General features: G+C 45.1%; 20 protein-coding genes. All 20 read right to left on the bottom strand.

Features of this window, described 5'->3' with window-relative positions:
• Position 1 precedes the first annotated feature (1 nt).
• Positions 2-889, bottom strand: a complete 888-nt coding sequence (locus ACHZES_RS20050) for a polyprenyl synthetase family protein (protein WP_154523164.1) — start codon at positions 887-889, stop codon at positions 2-4.
• Positions 879-1,091, bottom strand: a complete 213-nt coding sequence (gene xseB / locus ACHZES_RS20045; protein WP_038277086.1) for an exodeoxyribonuclease VII small subunit — start codon at positions 1,089-1,091, stop codon at positions 879-881. Before xseB ends, ACHZES_RS20050 begins: the two co-directional genes overlap by 11 nt.
• Before the next feature lie 17 nt (positions 1,092-1,108).
• The gene (gene xseA, locus ACHZES_RS20040; RefSeq protein WP_395546371.1) at positions 1,109-2,422 is read right to left on the bottom strand and encodes an exodeoxyribonuclease VII large subunit; all 1,314 of its coding nucleotides are present in this window, start codon (positions 2,420-2,422) and stop codon (positions 1,109-1,111) included.
• A 3-nt stretch (positions 2,423-2,425) separates the two neighbouring features.
• Entirely contained in the window at positions 2,426-2,869 is a 444-nt protein-coding gene (gene nusB, locus ACHZES_RS20035) for a transcription antitermination factor NusB (protein ID WP_038277081.1), read from the bottom strand.
• A gap of 65 nt (positions 2,870-2,934) precedes the next feature.
• Positions 2,935-3,843 (bottom strand): NAD(P)-dependent oxidoreductase, encoded by a 909-nt coding sequence (locus tag ACHZES_RS20030; RefSeq protein WP_154523158.1) that lies wholly within the window; start codon positions 3,841-3,843, stop codon positions 2,935-2,937.
• A 100-nt stretch (positions 3,844-3,943) separates the two neighbouring features.
• The gene (locus tag ACHZES_RS20025; protein ID WP_395546370.1) at positions 3,944-4,729 is read right to left on the bottom strand and encodes an aspartate dehydrogenase domain-containing protein; all 786 of its coding nucleotides are present in this window, start codon (positions 4,727-4,729) and stop codon (positions 3,944-3,946) included.
• A 98-nt stretch (positions 4,730-4,827) separates the two neighbouring features.
• Complete coding sequence (locus tag ACHZES_RS20020) at positions 4,828-6,186, bottom strand: sensor domain-containing diguanylate cyclase (RefSeq protein WP_038277075.1); 1,359 nt, start codon at positions 6,184-6,186, stop codon at positions 4,828-4,830.
• A 123-nt stretch (positions 6,187-6,309) separates the two neighbouring features.
• The gene (locus ACHZES_RS20015; RefSeq protein ID WP_038277412.1) at positions 6,310-6,687 is read right to left on the bottom strand and encodes an Asp23/Gls24 family envelope stress response protein; all 378 of its coding nucleotides are present in this window, start codon (positions 6,685-6,687) and stop codon (positions 6,310-6,312) included.
• A gap of 95 nt (positions 6,688-6,782) precedes the next feature.
• Positions 6,783-7,568: a SpoIIIAH-like family protein gene (locus tag ACHZES_RS20010; RefSeq protein ID WP_195841115.1), complete on the bottom strand. Its 786-nt coding sequence runs from the start codon at positions 7,566-7,568 to the stop codon at positions 6,783-6,785.
• A 15-nt stretch (positions 7,569-7,583) separates the two neighbouring features.
• A complete protein-coding gene (locus ACHZES_RS20005; RefSeq protein WP_038277074.1) occupies positions 7,584-8,210 on the bottom strand; it encodes a stage III sporulation protein AG in 627 nt (208 codons plus the stop codon).
• Complete coding sequence (locus ACHZES_RS20000; RefSeq protein WP_154523152.1) at positions 8,158-8,841, bottom strand: stage III sporulation protein AF; 684 nt, start codon at positions 8,839-8,841, stop codon at positions 8,158-8,160. Before ACHZES_RS20000 ends, ACHZES_RS20005 begins: the two co-directional genes overlap by 53 nt.
• A 5-nt stretch (positions 8,842-8,846) precedes the next feature.
• Complete coding sequence (locus ACHZES_RS19995; protein ID WP_395546369.1) at positions 8,847-10,025, bottom strand: stage III sporulation protein AE; 1,179 nt, start codon at positions 10,023-10,025, stop codon at positions 8,847-8,849.
• A gap of 17 nt (positions 10,026-10,042) precedes the next feature.
• Positions 10,043-10,429, bottom strand: a complete 387-nt coding sequence (gene spoIIIAD, locus ACHZES_RS19990; RefSeq protein WP_038277071.1) for a stage III sporulation protein AD — start codon at positions 10,427-10,429, stop codon at positions 10,043-10,045.
• Between the two features lie 8 nt (positions 10,430-10,437).
• Positions 10,438-10,632, bottom strand: a complete 195-nt coding sequence (gene spoIIIAC / locus ACHZES_RS19985; protein ID WP_013273849.1) for a stage III sporulation protein AC — start codon at positions 10,630-10,632, stop codon at positions 10,438-10,440.
• Between the two features lie 10 nt (positions 10,633-10,642).
• A complete protein-coding gene (locus ACHZES_RS19980; RefSeq protein ID WP_395546368.1) occupies positions 10,643-11,173 on the bottom strand; it encodes a stage III sporulation protein AB in 531 nt (176 codons plus the stop codon).
• On the bottom strand, positions 11,166-12,173 hold the full coding sequence (gene spoIIIAA, locus ACHZES_RS19975) for a stage III sporulation protein AA (protein WP_395546367.1): 1,008 nt from the start codon (positions 12,171-12,173) through the stop codon (positions 11,166-11,168). The genes ACHZES_RS19980 and spoIIIAA overlap by 8 nt, the downstream gene beginning before the upstream one ends.
• A 157-nt stretch (positions 12,174-12,330) precedes the next feature.
• Entirely contained in the window at positions 12,331-12,885 is a 555-nt protein-coding gene (locus ACHZES_RS19970; protein ID WP_051834910.1) for a C40 family peptidase, read from the bottom strand.
• A gap of 26 nt (positions 12,886-12,911) precedes the next feature.
• Complete coding sequence (locus tag ACHZES_RS19965; RefSeq protein WP_038277063.1) at positions 12,912-13,451, bottom strand: DUF3877 family protein; 540 nt, start codon at positions 13,449-13,451, stop codon at positions 12,912-12,914.
• A gap of 274 nt (positions 13,452-13,725) precedes the next feature.
• Positions 13,726-15,255 (bottom strand): alkyl hydroperoxide reductase subunit F, encoded by a 1,530-nt coding sequence (gene ahpF / locus ACHZES_RS19960; protein ID WP_154523143.1) that lies wholly within the window; start codon positions 15,253-15,255, stop codon positions 13,726-13,728.
• A 12-nt stretch (positions 15,256-15,267) separates the two neighbouring features.
• Positions 15,268-15,831: an alkyl hydroperoxide reductase subunit C gene (gene ahpC, locus ACHZES_RS19955; RefSeq protein ID WP_038277060.1), complete on the bottom strand. Its 564-nt coding sequence runs from the start codon at positions 15,829-15,831 to the stop codon at positions 15,268-15,270.
• Positions 15,832-15,876: the final 45 nt, after the last annotated feature.

Here is a 15,876-nt window from a genome sequence, read left to right as displayed (position 1 = left end):
CTTACTTTTCTCTGTTCACAAGTATCCGAATCAGTGCTTCCAGGAACTCATTCTGCCCGGGAAGCTCATGGAGGCAGGAAATTGCTTCTTCCGAAATCCTCTCCACATCCTGCTTCGCCTTTTCAATTCCCTCCAAGGTTACATAGGTGGTCTTATGGTTCTTTTCATCACTGTGCACATGCTTTCCAAGAACCTCCGCACTGCTGGTCAAATCCAGGATATCATCCTGAATCTGAAATGCAAGTCCCAGACAGGAGGCCATCTTCTCCACCAGTTTCAGTTGTTTTTCATCCCCTCCGCCGAGAACGGCTCCGATCATCATTGCAGCCTCTAAAAGCGCCCCGGTCTTCAACCGGTAAATGAAATCAAGCTTTTCCCTTGGAACAGGCTTACCAGCCAGTTCCACATCAACGGTCTGACCGCCTATCATTCCGAAAATTCCGGTTTTTTCTGCTAAAATTCCCATGCACCTGGCAACCAGGTCCGGCCGATCCGTCATGGAAAGTGCTTTTGCAGCTGTCTCCATGGAGTAAATCAGCAAACCGTCTCCCGCCAGTACTGCCATGTCATAACCAAATTTAACCCATGCCGTAGGAAGTCCCCGGCGAAGGGTATCATTATCCATGCAGGGAAGGTCATCGTGAATCAGGGAGGATGTATGAATCATCTCAATCGCCGCCATAAAAGGCTCAATCTCTTTCCCCTGGCCGCCGAATAAGCGGTAGGTCTCCTCCATCAGCATAGGACGAAGCCTCTTTCCTCCAGCGCGAACGCTGTAATCCATCGCCGCCAACACCGTACTCTGATGGCCCTCCACAGGAGGCAGGTATGATTCAACAACAAGCCTTACTTCCTCTGTGCGGGCTGAAAACATATCTTTATAATTCATGTTCCTCACCATTTTCCTCTAACACGATAATCTTCTTTTCCACGTTATCTATTTTTTCATTGCAGAACTTTACCAGCTTCATACCGGTCTCATAATACTGGAAGGATTCCTCCAGGGAGCACTCTCCGCTTTCCAGTTTTTTAATGAGCTCTTCCAGCTCTCCAAATGTCTCTTCTATCGTTTTTTCTTTTTTTGCCGCCATAAATCCGTTTCTCCTTATTACCTGTCTCCACGAATGCCTTCCTGCTGGCTGCTAAATAAGCCGAATTCTGCCGGGGCAACACGGGAAACCACCGCCTCCATGCTTCCATCCCTAAGCCTCAGCTCTATCCTGTCACCGGCTTTTACCTGCTTTACGGAATCAATCCGCTTGTCTTTACCATCAGTTACAAAACCATACCCGCCTCCCATCCTCTTTAGGGGGGATTCTGCTTCCAGGCGGCTGATGAAAATCTCCAGTCTGTGTCTGTCACGGACCGCCTGCTTTTCTATAAGCTGTTTGATACGAAGTTGTCCTTCTTCCACCCTTGCCCGGTCTGAGGCCGCTTTGGAGAGAATCAGGCTTTTTAGCTTGTCCTCTATATCCACAAGCCTTTGCCGGCATTCATGGATACTGCGCTTAGGGTCATATAATTTTAACTTTAAAGCGTATTGGTTTCCATGAAACCGGTAGCGTTCCAGCTTTCTTTCCACGGTCCTTAAGAGCGTATGGCCATACATTTCCATCTGCTCCTCAAACTGACTGTAATCAAATACAGCCAGCTCTGCGGCTGCAGATGGTGTGGGGGCACGCATGTCCGCCACATAATCAGTAATAGTCACATCCGTCTCATGGCCTACCGCAGAAATTACAGGAGTGCTGCAGTTAAAAACAGCCCTTGCCACAACTTCCTCATTAAATGCCCATAAATCTTCAATGGAACCGCCGCCCCTTCCAACGATCAGGACATCAAGCCCCATCTGGTCCAGGGTTTCGATTCCCTTTACAATGCTTTCCTTTGCGCTCTCTCCCTGGACAAGCGCCGGGTAGAGATAAAGCTGTACATAAGGATTGCGTCTGGACGATATATTTATAATATCCTGGATAGCCGCTCCGGTAGGAGCCGTTACGATTCCTACGGTTGTCCCGTACTTTGGAATCGGTTTCTTATATTCAGGAGAAAACATCCCCATTTCTTCCAGTTCATCACGCAGTTTTTGGAACCTTTCAAACAGATCACCGATTCCTTCTTTTGTGATCTCCTGGGCATAGAGCTGGTATCTTCCGTCCCGCTCATAAACCTCCACGCTGCCCTTTACTACCACCTGCTGACCTTCCTCCAGCGTAAAAGCAAGACCCTTCCTGTGCCCGGCAAACATCACTGCTGCCATAGACGATTTCCCGTCCTTTAAGGTAAAGTAAATATGGCCGGAGGTATGGTACTTACAGTTGGACACTTCACCCTTCACGGAGATCCGGTTTAAGGCGAAATCCTGGGCAAACATATTCTTAATATAGGCATTGACTTGAGTAACGGAATACACACTTGCCATATCTTACACCAGCTTTGCCAGGACTCCGTTAATAAATGCCGGAGCTTCATTCCCGCCGTACTTTTTAGCCAGTTCCACAGCCTCATTGATGGCTACTTTTTCCGGCACTTCCTCATCAAATAAAATCTCAAACAGAGCCAAGCGGAGAATGGTAAGTTCAGCCTTACCCATACGTTTCGTCTTCCATCCTTCGGCCACTTCGTTGATCTTTGAATCCAGCTCCGGGATCTTAATCATAATAGATTCTGCTCTTTCTCTTAAATAAGCAGCATTCTCTTCACTCATGTCTACATCATGGATGATTTCTTCCACGCCCTCTGCGTTCAGATCATCTTCTTTTGGTTCCTCAAAATATTGTATAAGCTGCCCTGTCTTCTCCTCTGCTGGATAAAAATCCGCACAAAAGAGCATTTTAAAGCAGTGTTCGCGCATTTTACTTCTGGTCATTTTCCATGGTCCTCCTATTGGTGATTTGCTGGACATTTGGAATTATTATACCTTACCAGGGTTTTTTATACAATAGAAATTTTGCTATTCTCCAAAAACCTCCGGATATTATCAAGCACCTTTTCGCTTAAAATCCCAAAGGCCTGCCTGGTTCTCCCTGCCGATGCATTGACACAAAATACCATGGGGTGTTTTATAAGCTCCACGTCCCCGGCAGCTCCTGCCGTATCACAGGCAAACCGGTTGTCTCCGGAATTCAGCCATTTTTTCAAATCTTCCGGTTCAAAGGCAGGCCCAATGGACGTATTAAACAGGATTTTTCCATTTCCCAGCTTTTCGAATTCCTCTTCGCGGAGCAGGATCACATTCTTATTCAAACAGGTAAATACCACTTCGCTGCTCTCCAAAAGCTCTCCTAATGGATGGTACCCAATTCCATTCTCCTCATACTGTGGTTTTCTGCTTCTGCTGTAATAGGAAACATCTGCCCCAAGAAACTTTAAAGCATTTGCGATCATACCACCGGAAACACCCATTCCCACAATTCCTACCTTTAATCCGGTAATCTCTACCGGCATATCCTTCCACATAGGCCTGTCGTATCCATGAAGAAAGCGCACCAGTTCACAGATTGCGTATTCCACCACACCAACATCGCCGTAATCGCGGATACCCATAACTGTAATTCCATGCTGTTCTGCGTAGGCAATGTCCACGTTAGCGCTCTCCTTTGAATAAAGGCTGCAGCACATTCCCACATATTTGATATTAGGACACCGTTCAAAGACAAATTGACTGATTCTGGAGGTATAGCTTAAAAGCACCCCATCCGCATCTCCGATTCTCCTTATGATTTCCTCGTCGTCGCAGGGAATATCCTCATACATCACCACCTGTTTCGCATATCGGAAAAGCTCCTTCTCTGCTTCTTCTACCAAACTCACCGGCTCTATGGCAACCAACTTCTCAAACATCTTCTTATCCTCCTGTAAGCTCCCTATAAGCTCTATATTCGCAATCCGCTTCGCTACTTGCTCATAACCTCATAGCTGCTATCGCAGTTACTTGATGAGGTTAAAAAACGATTGGTGACACAATATTCTGCAGGACAGCCACAACACTCCAACCGGCAATGGCACTGGTGCTTGAATAAATATCCACAACTGCCTTCACGCCTTCAATTTCCGCAGTGATCTTATGGTCATCCCCAATCATTCCCGGAACGCTATGAATGTTCACCCTGGTTTTATCCGGACCGATAGTTGCCAGGGAAGACGCTACCGCAACATTTACTTTTGTAGGAAGAAGACCGATCGCCTCTATTGCATTTCCGTCAAACACCATGGTGCTTTCTTCATCGGTCATTAAATGTTCCTCAAAAAGAGGTGTATACATTAAGGATCCCGGACCTTTTCTTGTCTCAATCCCGGCTGTGGCCTCTCCCATGAGAGAAACCGTACGAAGCACATCAAAACCGCCCACCGCTCCTGAAGCGATATATACCTTGGTATTATGTTTTACGGCCGTGGCCTTCACTTTCTCATAAAATTCTTTGTCCGCAAAAGCGCCAATGGACAGCACGATGAGATTACAGCCATTTGCCAGGATCTTCTCCGCCATGTCTCTTACTGAATCCCCAGATGCCGCCTCGGCGATGTAATCCGGTTTTAATTTCAGCAGGTCATCGATTCCTGCACAGGAGCTGCATCCCATTTCCTTTGTCAGGGCATCCGTCTTTTCCTTTGTCCTTCCGACGATCCCCACCAACTCATACTCAGGCAATAAACCATCTCTCCATGCTCCGGCAATAATTTCTCCCAGATAACCGTTTCCAATAATTCCAAGTCTAAGCTTATTCATGCTTTTCTCCTTTTAGTAATTTTAAAAACATTAACCTTCATTATACCCGAAATCAGAAGGACTTTCAAGGAGTGGAAACCTTGTGGTTTCCTTAAGGTTTAAAGCTGGAATGCAAACTGATTTTTTCCTTTTCCCTTTGCCAGATATAATGCCTGATCAGCCCGTCGTAAAATGGCGTCGTATTCCGTCTCATTCTCTCCTACCAGGGTGATTCCAATGCTTGCATGTATGGTTCCGGAAGCGTGAAACGCATTTAATATCCGTCTCGCAATGGCCTCCGGCTGTTTCCTTCCGCTTAAACCATACAGCCAGATGCAGAATTCATCTCCGCCAAAACGGACAATCACATCCTCTTTTCTTGTACAGGCGCTTAAGATCTGTCCTGCCTGAGTTAAAACCAAATCTCCCTTATGATGGCCGAAGGTGTCATTAATTTTCTTGAAATCATCAATATCAAGGAACATGCAGGCATAAAACCTCTTTTTTCCTCCGCCTTTCAGTCTCTGCTCCACCAATTTTCTAGCTGTTTCTCTGTTATAAACACCTGTTAAATAATCCTTTTGTGCCTGTTTCGATTCCTTTTTACGTAAATAAATAATACAAACGATGAGAAGGACCGTACAGACCACCATGAATGTTGAGCTCGCAATAAAGACTTTTGACAGCTTTCTGATCTTGTAAAGAGCGCTCTCATAACTTTCTGATTTCACCATGGTTGCCACCATCCAGTCTTCAACTCCCGCCGGCTGATAATAAAGAAGCTCCCCGCTGCCCTTGTGATAATAGGCGGCATATCCGGAAGTTCCGCTCCCCACTGCCTTTTTCATCTTCTCAAAAGACTGTTCGTCTCTAAATTCCATGGTTTGCAGTATATCATAAACGTTGGCATAATTTTCATACCTGGGACACGAGACTACCAGTTCTCCGGACCTTGTGAAAATCAGATTGTCACCATATGGGCTTAACTCTGTACTGTTTAGATATTTCCCCAGTTCTTCAGCGGTATACACCATACAGACCACCCCCCTTGCCTGGCCATCCCTAACCGCAGGAACGGACAGAACGATTCCTGACTGACCAATAAAGTCCTCCGAAGGCAGCCTGGTAATGCTGTTTTCTCCGTTTAATGCCTGGGATTCATGATTCCTGTAATACATGATTTCCTTGCCATCGAAAACTCCAATCCGTACGCCATTTTCCGATTTCTCCGGCAGATCACTGTATGCAGAAAATACCTCCAGCATTTTAAATCTCTCCCGGATCATACCCTGAAGATTGTTAAATGCTTCATCATTCTCTGTTTTTAAATCCTGGTAAGTCTGCTCTATCAGACTTTTTTCCACTTCTTTGAAGTAATAAATGTTTAAAGCGAATATCCCTATAATTACCGATACCACCAGACCAAGCAAAGTCATTACCCTCAGCGAGTAGCGGTCTTTCTCCTTATCAGCCATCATATATGAAAACACCTGTCCCTTTATAAGTCCCAAATCATGTCAATAACTATATATTTTTTTATACACAAAGAAAAGCGGGGGCATGAACCTTTTCCCGGTTCGCCCCCGCGATAGACCTATCATCTATTTATTCTCTTCCAATGCTACACCGGCAATCTTGATGTTTACATCCAGAACCGTTAAGCCTGTCATGTTCTCAATGGCGTTCTGCACCTTTTCCTGAACCTTCTCACTGACTGCAGGTATGCTGTAACCGTATTTGATGTTTAAGGATAAGTCCACAGATACATGTTCTTCTGTCAGCTCCACCTTAACGCCCTTGGATAAATTTTTCATGCCCAGCTTTGACACCAACTCATTGGTGATATTGCCGGCCATGGAATCTACACCTTCTACCTCGGTTGCTGCAAGACCTGCGATGATGGCCACCACATCGTCCGCAATTTGTACTTCGCCAATTTTATCTTTTTCATATACCTTGTGAGTATTTCTGCTTTCCATTTCTGCCACAGCAATTCCCTCCTGTACTCATATTTGTATAACCTTTAGGCTCTGGAATCATTATAGCAAAACTGTCTGCAGTTTGCAAAGGCTTTTTACTCTTCCAATTTCATAAGAGTGATTACGATACTTTCCGCTCCCACTTCCGTTTTTCTCTTTACGATGTCCTCAATCTGAGCTCGCTGAGGATCAGTAATGCTGGGGGCGTTGATGACAACATCCACTTTCCCGCTGGAAATGCTGACTACTGGATCTGCAAATCCTTTGGCAAGCAGCAGAGTTTCCGCTGCATTTTCTCTTTCAGCAACAGCCGTCATATCGATCATTTCCTGAATGGCCTGCTGTTTTGCTGCTTCTTCAATGTTTGGATTGTTGATTAAGTTCATTAAGGTTTCCTTATTCTTTGCCCTTACCTGCTCACGATTTAACTGTACGCTGGATATGTATTCTGATACGTTCATTCCGCTGGTAAGCACTGCTTCTCCAGGGTTGTCAAGGCCGGTTTGGGCCGCCTGTGTCTCATTTGCCGCTAAGTCCACCGATCCATCACTTTGCAAAGCCGCATCGGTTTCTGCTGCCGCCAGTTTATCAATATCCTCTGCATCCTGGTCAAGGCTTGCAATTTCCTGATTATCACTACCGGTAAGGGACTGGTTTTCCGCTAAAATATCTTCTTCAGAAATATCAGTCATGCCAGCTTCGAAGACGTCTGTCCCGGAAGCGGCCTCCTGTTTTCCTGCATAGTTTAAATATCCAGCAGCAGCTATCATAACGGCTAAGGTGGTGATAATAATCTGGTTTCTTCGGAATAGTTTCTTCATATCCATTTTCTTTGGGGTTCTAGGGACTTTGGGCTCATTGCTTGTTTTCCAACTTCTCATACATGACACTCCTTTTTATTCCACCCTCTTTAATACTTTTATTTTATGTGGGGGCAGGTTAAATAATGCTTCCATGGCACCGGAAATTTCAGCTTTTACCGTAGGACTGCCACCGCCCTGGGCACTGATGATGATTCCTTCTATTTCCGGACGTATCTCTTTCTCCACAATGGGAGATGTATTTTCTCCTGAACCGGTTAGAATCGTGTTTTCCTTGCGATCTGCGCTGGTGATCTTTCTGGTTCCCCCGGAGCTGTCCTTTTCCTCAGTAGATGAATCCGAACTGTCCTTATCGACACGGAGTACCTTCTCTTCTGAGGATTTCAGTACGATCATTACCTCTACCTGACCGACCCCATCCACGGTTTTTAAGATTCTCTTCACCCTCGCCTCCAGTTGTTCCTCATAGGTCCGGTCTGCTCCTGCCGCAACAGCCGCTTCCCCATCTGCAGGCTCTGTCACAATCCCTTTCTGCAGTGCCGTCTGGTTTTTGCTTTCTGCTGTCTTCTCTACCCTGGCAGCCATACCCGAACCGGAGGGAAATGTAAGGATCAGGATAATCATTCCAACCGCCAGCAGGATCAGCCATTTATCCTTTCCCATCTTCCATTTGAATTTCAATATCCTGTTCCTCCAAATCATAATATTCCGCAATCCGCCTTCTAAGACCAGAAAGCCGTGAATTTTCTTCCTGCTTCTGTTTTCTCACGCCCTCCAGTCCCTTGTCCTCACTCTGTTCCGGTTCTTGGCCGGCTATTTTCACTTCTTCCACTTCCTGTACCTTTTTAACAGGCGGACTCCCATTACCGGAAACCGCAATATCTGTTCCCTCTTCTCCGGTTCCTCCCGGTGTCAGGATCATGGTCACCCGCACCACATGGCCAAAGGTACTGCTTTCCTGATTCTGGTCAATCACTGCCCTGGATTCCCTGCAGGTAAAACCGTCGGTCTCAGCCATGGATTTTAAATCCGTTCCAACCGCCTCTTCGTATCTGGCAATCATGCTTTCCAGCCTTTTCCCTTCCATATCTGAAAGCTTCCCTGTCAGCTCTCCGGCTTCCTTTTTAAGGCTTATTGACTCAAAATAGTAAGCCAGGGTATCATCAAGCCTTAAGCCCCCTGTAATTGGTTTTAATACCAAAAGAATCAGTACCATGCCAGCAAATAATTTTATGTATTTTTCATATTTTTTATTTGGCAGGAGGTTCCCCACCACAGTTATAAAAATCAGGTAATAGGTTATATTACGTATCCAGCTAAACAATTCGTCCATGCCACTCACCCGGTATAATAGGTCACATTGGTAGAAGCGCATACAAGCGCTATGGTAACAACAAAGAGAATCACTGCAGATGCCGCTACAGACAGCAGCATTTTATGGCCTTTGGCCATTTCTGAAATGCAGGAAACGATCCTTTTATCACAGACCGGCTGCAAAAGAGCTGCAACGCACTGGTATAAAACCATGAGCACCGCCAGTTTAATCAGAGGAATCACGGAAAGGATAAGAAGTACGATAATACCGGCAGCACCAATGGTGTTTTTGATAAGTACCCCGGAACCAAGAACCATTTGGGCAACCGAATTAACACCTTGGCCGATTCCCGGAATGGCACCGATCAGCTTCTGAATGGCTCCCGTTTTCATGGAATCCACATAAGGCAGAACCATGGACTGAATGAGATGAAACCCAAGTACAACTCCTACCAGGGTTTTTAAGCTCCAGGAAACTACCTGCTCCAACAGTTCCGTAAGCTTTGAAAGCATTTCTTCCTTTGCAATATGGCCTGCCATGACCAAAAGAGCATAGACCCTTATGAGTGCTAAAAGTACCTGTCCCAAAAGCCACTGAGCGACAACGATGACAAACAGTGTGAACTCATAGGAAGCTGCGGCTGATGCACTGCTTCCCGCAAATGCCGCCGCCAGGAAATAGGCAGGCATCAATACTTTGGTAAAATCCAGAATCTGCCCCACCACATTCCCCGTAATAGTTACGCTTGTGAAAAAGCTGGCCGCCAGATAGGTAAACAGAAGCAGGTAGGTGACAAAAAAACCGGTTTCTGATATCTGGCTTCCGGTAAATACGCTGGAGAAATTGGAAAATACTGCTCCAATGATTCCAAGAACCATGATTTGTCCCATCATATGCCCGCTGTTTCTTACTTCCCCCACCAACAGATCTTTTAGTGCCTTACCGACCTGTCCCATGACCTCGTTTAGTTTTCCATCCATCAGATCCTTCATAAGCGTTTTAAAGGAAAGGTTCATGCCCTGGTCCCCCTTTGATTGGTCCAGGAAATTCTGGATATCCGTTAAATCATACTGTTCCAGATTTAAATCCGCCGGAACGGATGCTTCCTTTCCTGAAGTTTCTTCCGCTCCCAGGCTGTCCTTGCAAAAAAACAGCAGCATTAAACTAATAAGGCACAGCAGGAAAAAGGCGGTTCTTTTCATAGTCCTTATCCCTCCCGTCATGATAAAAATACCTGCAGTGTCTCGATGAGCGCAAGGAGAATGGGCATGCTGACCGCCAAAACGGAAAGCTTTCCAAATATTTCAATCTGAGTCCCTACTGCTCCATATCCGGCATCCTTGCATATTCCTGCGGCAAATTCTGCAATATAGGTAATTCCTATCATCTTTACCAATGTGGTTAAATAAATGCTGTTAATCTTAATATAGGTCTGGATTTCCTTCATGGTATCCAGAATGGTGGTGAGCTTTCCCATGCCGTAAAAAAAGATAAAAAAGCCCGCCGCCATGACCAGATAGGTCCCATATTCCCCCTTCATCCCCTTTAACGAAACCGCTAAAAGCACTGCAACGATTCCTGTTATGGCTATGGTCACTACGGTCATGCGCTCACCTACAATGCAAACAAATTTTTAATAGATTCAAACAACTGATAAATATAAGGCACCAGCCAGAAAAGTACCAGGATCAGCCCCGCAAGGCTTGTTAAGAATGCCTGTTCTTCCCGTCCGCTGTGTTTTAAAACCTGGCAGATGACGGAAACCAGGATTCCAACTGCTGCAATTTTAAAAATCAAATTGACTCCCATGCGATCCTCCTTAATACATTACGATTGTTAGGAATAAACCGCCCATGATACCCAGGCTGGTATAAAGGCGGCTCTTTTCCTGCTTATGTTTTCTCAGATAACCGATTGTTAAGTCCAGCTGTTCCAGATATAAAAGGATATTCCGTTCCTGCATGTCCATGTCTAAGTAGCCCAGATGCTCTCCCAGACCTTTTAAATTCTGTTTGTCCTCTTTGGACAAGCAGACCTCCTTAGGAAGCTTGTCAATTTCCTCCTGCCAAATGGTATAAAAGGTTTCTCCCTGTTGTCCGGAAAGTCTTTCCGACACGTTTTCAAACAAAACACCGATCTCGCCCCCAGCCTTTCTGCCGGTCCGTTCAAAGGCCTCAGTTAGAGGGGATTTAGCATAAACAATCTCGCCTTTTAATAAAAAAATCATTTTTCGAAGCTTTTCTACAGTCCTTAAATGCTCATTCCATTGGGCTGCCATAAAAAACCCAAGGCCAGAGCATGATATAATGACTAAAAGCGCACCTATTATCCGCAGCCATGTATTATCCATAAGCCATGCACTCCTGCCTGTCCCACCGTATTCCCATCTGATGTACCTGCGCCTTGTAGAGCTGCGTTCCCCTGGAGTCATAAATCTGATCGATATTTCCGATCCTGCCTAAGTTGTTTAAGACCACATACCTCTCAAAGATCCGCTCCTCTACTAACTTTCTTAAAATCGGCTTCTGTTTTAAATCATCTATAGAGTTTCCGTGAACCGTAGCAATCAACTTACAGCCGCAGTTCATTACGTATTCCATTGCTTCCAGATCCTCCCGGCTTCCGATCTCGTCCACGGCGATCACCCTGGGGGACATGGTCCGTATCAGCATCATCATTCCTCTTGCCTTTGGACAGCAGTCCAAGATATCGGTACGGATCCCCAGTTCATTCTGAGGGATCCCCTGATAACAGGCCCCAATCTCAGAACGTTCATCAACCACACCCACAGTAAGGCCTGCATGCTCTTCAGAACCGTTGGAAACCTGGCGGATCAAATCTCTCAGCAGAGTGGTCTTCCCGCATCTGGGAGGGGAAATGATCAGAGTGTGATAGATTTCTCTCCCTTCCTCATAAAGATAAGGCAAAACCTCAGAGGCACAGCCCCTTACCTGATGGGACAGCCGGACGTTGATAAAAGATATGTATTTCATGGTTTTAATCCCGGATTCGTCTAAAATGGTTTTTCCTGCGATTCCGATCCGATGTCCTCCCTGAATGGTAATGAACCCCTGCTTCATCTCTTCCTCAAAAGCATACAGAGAATAGTTACTCATGTACTCCATGGTTTCCTTAAGTTCATTTTTCGAGACGACATAGGCATCCTTTCCTTCCTTATTCAAAGAACCCCTGGAAGTCACATAATACTCTTCATTCCGGTATACCATTAAAAGAGGAGCCCCTACCCGGAGCCTGATTTCCTGTACCTCGTCAAAGTCAATTGTCACCCGGTTTAAAATTTCTCTTATGCTCCTGGAAAATATATTGATAAGCTCGTCTTTCCTCTCCACCTTCATCCCTCCTCTTACCTCAATATATGTGTGGTGGGACAAATTATGACTGAAAAACTTTTGACTTCGTGAAAGGCATTCCATCACGCCGGTGCATAAAAAAAGAGCTTATTCCTGATGATTCTGACGAAGCATCTGAATAAACTCAAAGATTACCTTATTTTGTTTCATTCCCTAGTATTCTTCTGACTGATACAATTGGCATAAAATCCACAGCGGATATTTTAATTCCATCCTTTGGGCCGCTTGCATGGATCAGCTGATTCTGCCCTATGTAAATCCCGGTATGCCCGATGTAATATACCACATCGCCTGGCCGGGCATTTTCGATTCCGCCCACATCAAATCCTGCCTCTCCCTGGGCTTCGGAGGTCCTTGGGAGATTAATGCCAAACTGATTATAAACGCTTAGTACAAAACCGGAACAGTCTGCACCTGATGTAAGGCTTGTCCCGCCATACACATACGGATTTCCAAGAAACTGCTTTGCAAAAGCCACAACCTGTTCACCTGTACCTGTGTAAATATCCGGCGCTGTCTGGGAAAATTCTTTTCCCCCGCTTACTCCAGGGCCAGTCTGCTGCTCAAAAGGCGGCGGAGCCACGAGGGGAATTACCATATTGGCGGCCGTATCTGCTTTTGCAGTAAAACTATTAGAGGCTATAAATATAAGGCCCGTAAACAGGGTTGCAATCCACCTTTTTCTCTGCATTGTTCTTTTCTCCTGATATGTTATCGTTATATGCCCATATCCGCTGCATCTTCAGATAAGAATCTGTGGTATGTGGCGTGATTTCCATGAAATTTAATGTAATACCGGTAATTGTCTATCGAGGAATCCTCAAAAAATATAATGTAATCAAAATCTTCTTCCTGTGATTTTATGCAGGCAACCTTGCCGTCGGCGAATTTATGAAAGACTTTCAAGATATCCTCTAAGGTCGTATTGGTTTTTTCTACGGTTTCAATGAATTCTTTTAAGAAGCCATTGTCTTTTTTATGGTAATATACGTATTCGATTCCTTCCTGAGGAATCTCAAAGCAAAAGCGTTCCTGACTTTTTGTGATCCTGATGTCTCCCAAACGCTCTTTCACATATTCCTTAAAGCCTTCCATGGCTGCTTTTGTCTCCTCAGGAGAGCCTTCGCGGATTTTCAGAATGTTCACCAGTGCGCGTTCAGGGTAATAGAAGCGAATCGGTTCTCTTTCATATCCTAATTTTATCTGTACTTCTTTTATTGAGTTCATGAGCATCTGCTCTAATGCGCTATATTGCATATTAATCACTCCAGTCATTTTCCAATCCTGTCCATGTAAAATTATACCGTTACAGGCAGGACATGTCAAGGTTTCGGGCAGCACTTGTTAAGCACAAAAAATAGCGCCCCTGCTCTGGTAAAGTAAGGCGCTATTTTTATAGTACATACAACCGGCGGCTAGGTTCATCTGGCTTTCGGCTCTCTTGTTAAGTATTTTATACCGTTTCTAGTCCGGCTAGTCAAATTTATAACCGCCGATGCTACGGGTTTCATAGGTATCACCTTACTCAAAATCAATTTCGAATCAAATAATCAAAAGCACTTAATGCAGCACTGGCCCCGGATCCCATTGATATTACAATCTGTTTATAAGCACTGTCCGTGCAGTCTCCTGCTGCAAAAACTCCCGGCAGGCTGGTTGCATTGCGGCTATCAACAATAACCTCACCAATGCGGTTGCGTTCAATGGTTTCACCCAGCCAGTCTGTATTGGCTATAAGACCGATCTGAACAAATACTCCTTGCAATTCCATATGATGAACTGCTCCGGACTCACGCTCCATATAGGTAATTCCGTTTACCTTATCGGTACCGGTAATTTCTTTTGTTTGAACATTCTTTAAGACTGTTACATTAGACAGACTGTAAAGTCGTTTCTGTAGTATGTCATCCGCTTTCAGCTCAGGCATAAATTCAAACACCGTTACATGGCTGGCAATCCCTGCAAGGTCAATTGCAGCTTCAATGCCTGAATTACCGCCTCCAATTACTGCCACATGCTTTCCTTTGTAAAGGGGTCCGTCACAATGAGGGCAATAAGCAACTCCTTTGTTCTTGAATTCCTCCTCTCCCGGTATCCCCACATTTCTCCAGCGGGCTCCTGTGGAAAGGATTACCGCCTTGCTTTTTAAGACAGCGCCGTTTTCCAGTTCCACCTCAATGAGTTCTTTTCTTTCCAAGCGTCTGGCACGCTGTGCACTCATAATATCTACATCATAATTACTAACATGCTGCTCCAGAACTTCTGCTAATCTGGGGCCTTCGGTATATCCGACACTGATCAGATTCTCAATTCCCAGTGTCTCTCTTACCTGACCGCCGAAGCGTTCCGCCACAATCCCTGTACGTATGCCTTTGCGCGCCGCATAAATGGCTGCACTGGCTCCTGCGGGACCGCCTCCGATAACAAGTATATCAAACGGATCTTTCTTCTCAAATTCTGACATATCAGGCCCGCTGCCTAATTTCCCAAGAATCTCTTCCAGTGTCATGCGCCCGCTGCCAAATTCCTCACCGTTTAACAAAACCGTAGGCACAGCCATAATATTTTTACTCTCCGCCTCTTCTTTAAAGGCTGCACCGTCAATCATCGTATGGGTGATGCCAGGATTTAAAACACTCATTAAGTTAAGGGCCTGCACCACCTCCGGGCAATTATGACAGCTTAAGCTGATGTAGGTTTCAAAATGGTATTCGCCTTTGATGCTCTTTACCTGGTCAATTAATTTAGCGTCAACTTTGGGGGGCCTCCCGCTTACCTGTAAAAGAGCCAGTACAAGGGAAGTAAATTCATGGCCCAAAGGGATGCCTGCAAAAGTGACCCCAAAGTCTTCTTCCATTCGGTTAATGGTAAAACTGGGTGTTCTGGGCAGTTTCACCTGTTCTGTCTTTATTCTCGGTGACAGTGCGGTCAGCTCATCCATCAGAGCCGCCATGTCGTTTGATATACTGTCAGATCCTGTGCTGATTTTGATCAGCACATCGTTTTCCAGAAGCTGGAGATACTCAGCCAGTTGTTTCTTTATATCATCATCCAGCATCATAATCTTTACTCCTTAAATTTTTCCTACCAGATCAAGACTTGGTTTCAGTGTTGCTCCGCCCTCTTTCCATTTTGCCGGGCAAACTTCGCCAGGATTCTTTCTCACGTACTGGGCAGCCTTAATCTTATCAATAAGAATGTTTGCATCACGGCCAATGTTTCCGGCATTGATCTCTACTGACTGAATGATGCCGTCCGGGTCAACGATAAAAGTACCACGGTCCGCAAGTCCATCTGCTTCGATCAGTACGTCGAAATTACGGGAAATTGTGTGTGAAGGATCTCCAATCATAACATAGGTTAATTTTCGTATAGCCTCTGAATTGTCATGCCATGCCTTGTGGGTATAATGAGTATCCGTAGATACGGAATAAACTTCCGCTCCCAGATTCTTAAATGTCTCATAATTGTTCTGCAAATCTTCCAGCTCTGTCGGGCAAACAAACGTGAAGTCTGCAGGGTAAAAGCAGATGATGCTCCACTTGCCCTTAAAGTCTTCCTCTGTGACCTCAACAAACTTTCCGTTATGATAAGCCTGTGCTTTGAATGGTTTTACTTCGCTTCCGATTAATGACATAATAAATTACCTCCTATGATTTTTATATTTTGTTTAATATGAACT

The organism is Lacrimispora sanguinis, from assembly GCF_044987295.1.
Taxonomy (GTDB): Bacteria; Bacillota; Clostridia; order Lachnospirales; family Lachnospiraceae; genus Lacrimispora; species Lacrimispora celerecrescens_B.
The sequence above is the reverse complement of the archived record's forward strand: the minus strand, read 5'-3'. Positions and strand labels throughout refer to the sequence as shown.

Excerpts from the sequence above, each read along its gene's own strand:
- ACHZES_RS20050 (WP_154523164.1), bottom strand. The coding sequence starts at position 889 with ATGAATTATAAAGATATGTTTTCAGCCCGCACAGAGGAAGTAAGGCTT.
- xseB (WP_038277086.1), bottom strand. The coding sequence starts at position 1,091 with ATGGCGGCAAAAAAAGAAAAAACGATAGAAGAGACATTTGGAGAGCTG.
- xseA (WP_395546371.1), bottom strand. The coding sequence starts at position 2,422 with ATGGCAAGTGTGTATTCCGTTACTCAAGTCAATGCCTATATTAAGAAT.
- nusB (WP_038277081.1), bottom strand. The coding sequence starts at position 2,869 with ATGACCAGAAGTAAAATGCGCGAACACTGCTTTAAAATGCTCTTTTGT.
- ACHZES_RS20030 (WP_154523158.1), bottom strand. The coding sequence starts at position 3,843 with ATGTTTGAGAAGTTGGTTGCCATAGAGCCGGTGAGTTTGGTAGAAGAA.
- ACHZES_RS20025 (WP_395546370.1), bottom strand. The coding sequence starts at position 4,729 with ATGAATAAGCTTAGACTTGGAATTATTGGAAACGGTTATCTGGGAGAA.
- ACHZES_RS20020 (WP_038277075.1), bottom strand. The coding sequence starts at position 6,186 with ATGATGGCTGATAAGGAGAAAGACCGCTACTCGCTGAGGGTAATGACT.
- ACHZES_RS20015 (WP_038277412.1), bottom strand. The coding sequence starts at position 6,687 with ATGGAAAGCAGAAATACTCACAAGGTATATGAAAAAGATAAAATTGGC.
- ACHZES_RS20010 (WP_195841115.1), bottom strand. The coding sequence starts at position 7,568 with ATGAGAAGTTGGAAAACAAGCAATGAGCCCAAAGTCCCTAGAACCCCA.
- ACHZES_RS20005 (WP_038277074.1), bottom strand. The coding sequence starts at position 8,210 with ATGATTTGGAGGAACAGGATATTGAAATTCAAATGGAAGATGGGAAAG.
- ACHZES_RS20000 (WP_154523152.1), bottom strand. The coding sequence starts at position 8,841 with ATGGACGAATTGTTTAGCTGGATACGTAATATAACCTATTACCTGATT.
- ACHZES_RS19995 (WP_395546369.1), bottom strand. The coding sequence starts at position 10,025 with ATGAAAAGAACCGCCTTTTTCCTGCTGTGCCTTATTAGTTTAATGCTG.
- spoIIIAD (WP_038277071.1), bottom strand. The coding sequence starts at position 10,429 with ATGACCGTAGTGACCATAGCCATAACAGGAATCGTTGCAGTGCTTTTA.
- spoIIIAC (WP_013273849.1), bottom strand. The coding sequence starts at position 10,632 with ATGGGAGTCAATTTGATTTTTAAAATTGCAGCAGTTGGAATCCTGGTT.
- ACHZES_RS19980 (WP_395546368.1), bottom strand. The coding sequence starts at position 11,173 with ATGGATAATACATGGCTGCGGATAATAGGTGCGCTTTTAGTCATTATA.
- ACHZES_RS19970 (WP_051834910.1), bottom strand. The coding sequence starts at position 12,885 with ATGCAGAGAAAAAGGTGGATTGCAACCCTGTTTACGGGCCTTATATTT.
- ACHZES_RS19965 (WP_038277063.1), bottom strand. The coding sequence starts at position 13,451 with ATGCAATATAGCGCATTAGAGCAGATGCTCATGAACTCAATAAAAGAA.
- ahpF (WP_154523143.1), bottom strand. The coding sequence starts at position 15,255 with ATGATGCTGGATGATGATATAAAGAAACAACTGGCTGAGTATCTCCAG.
- ahpC (WP_038277060.1), bottom strand. The coding sequence starts at position 15,831 with ATGTCATTAATCGGAAGCGAAGTAAAACCATTCAAAGCACAGGCTTAT.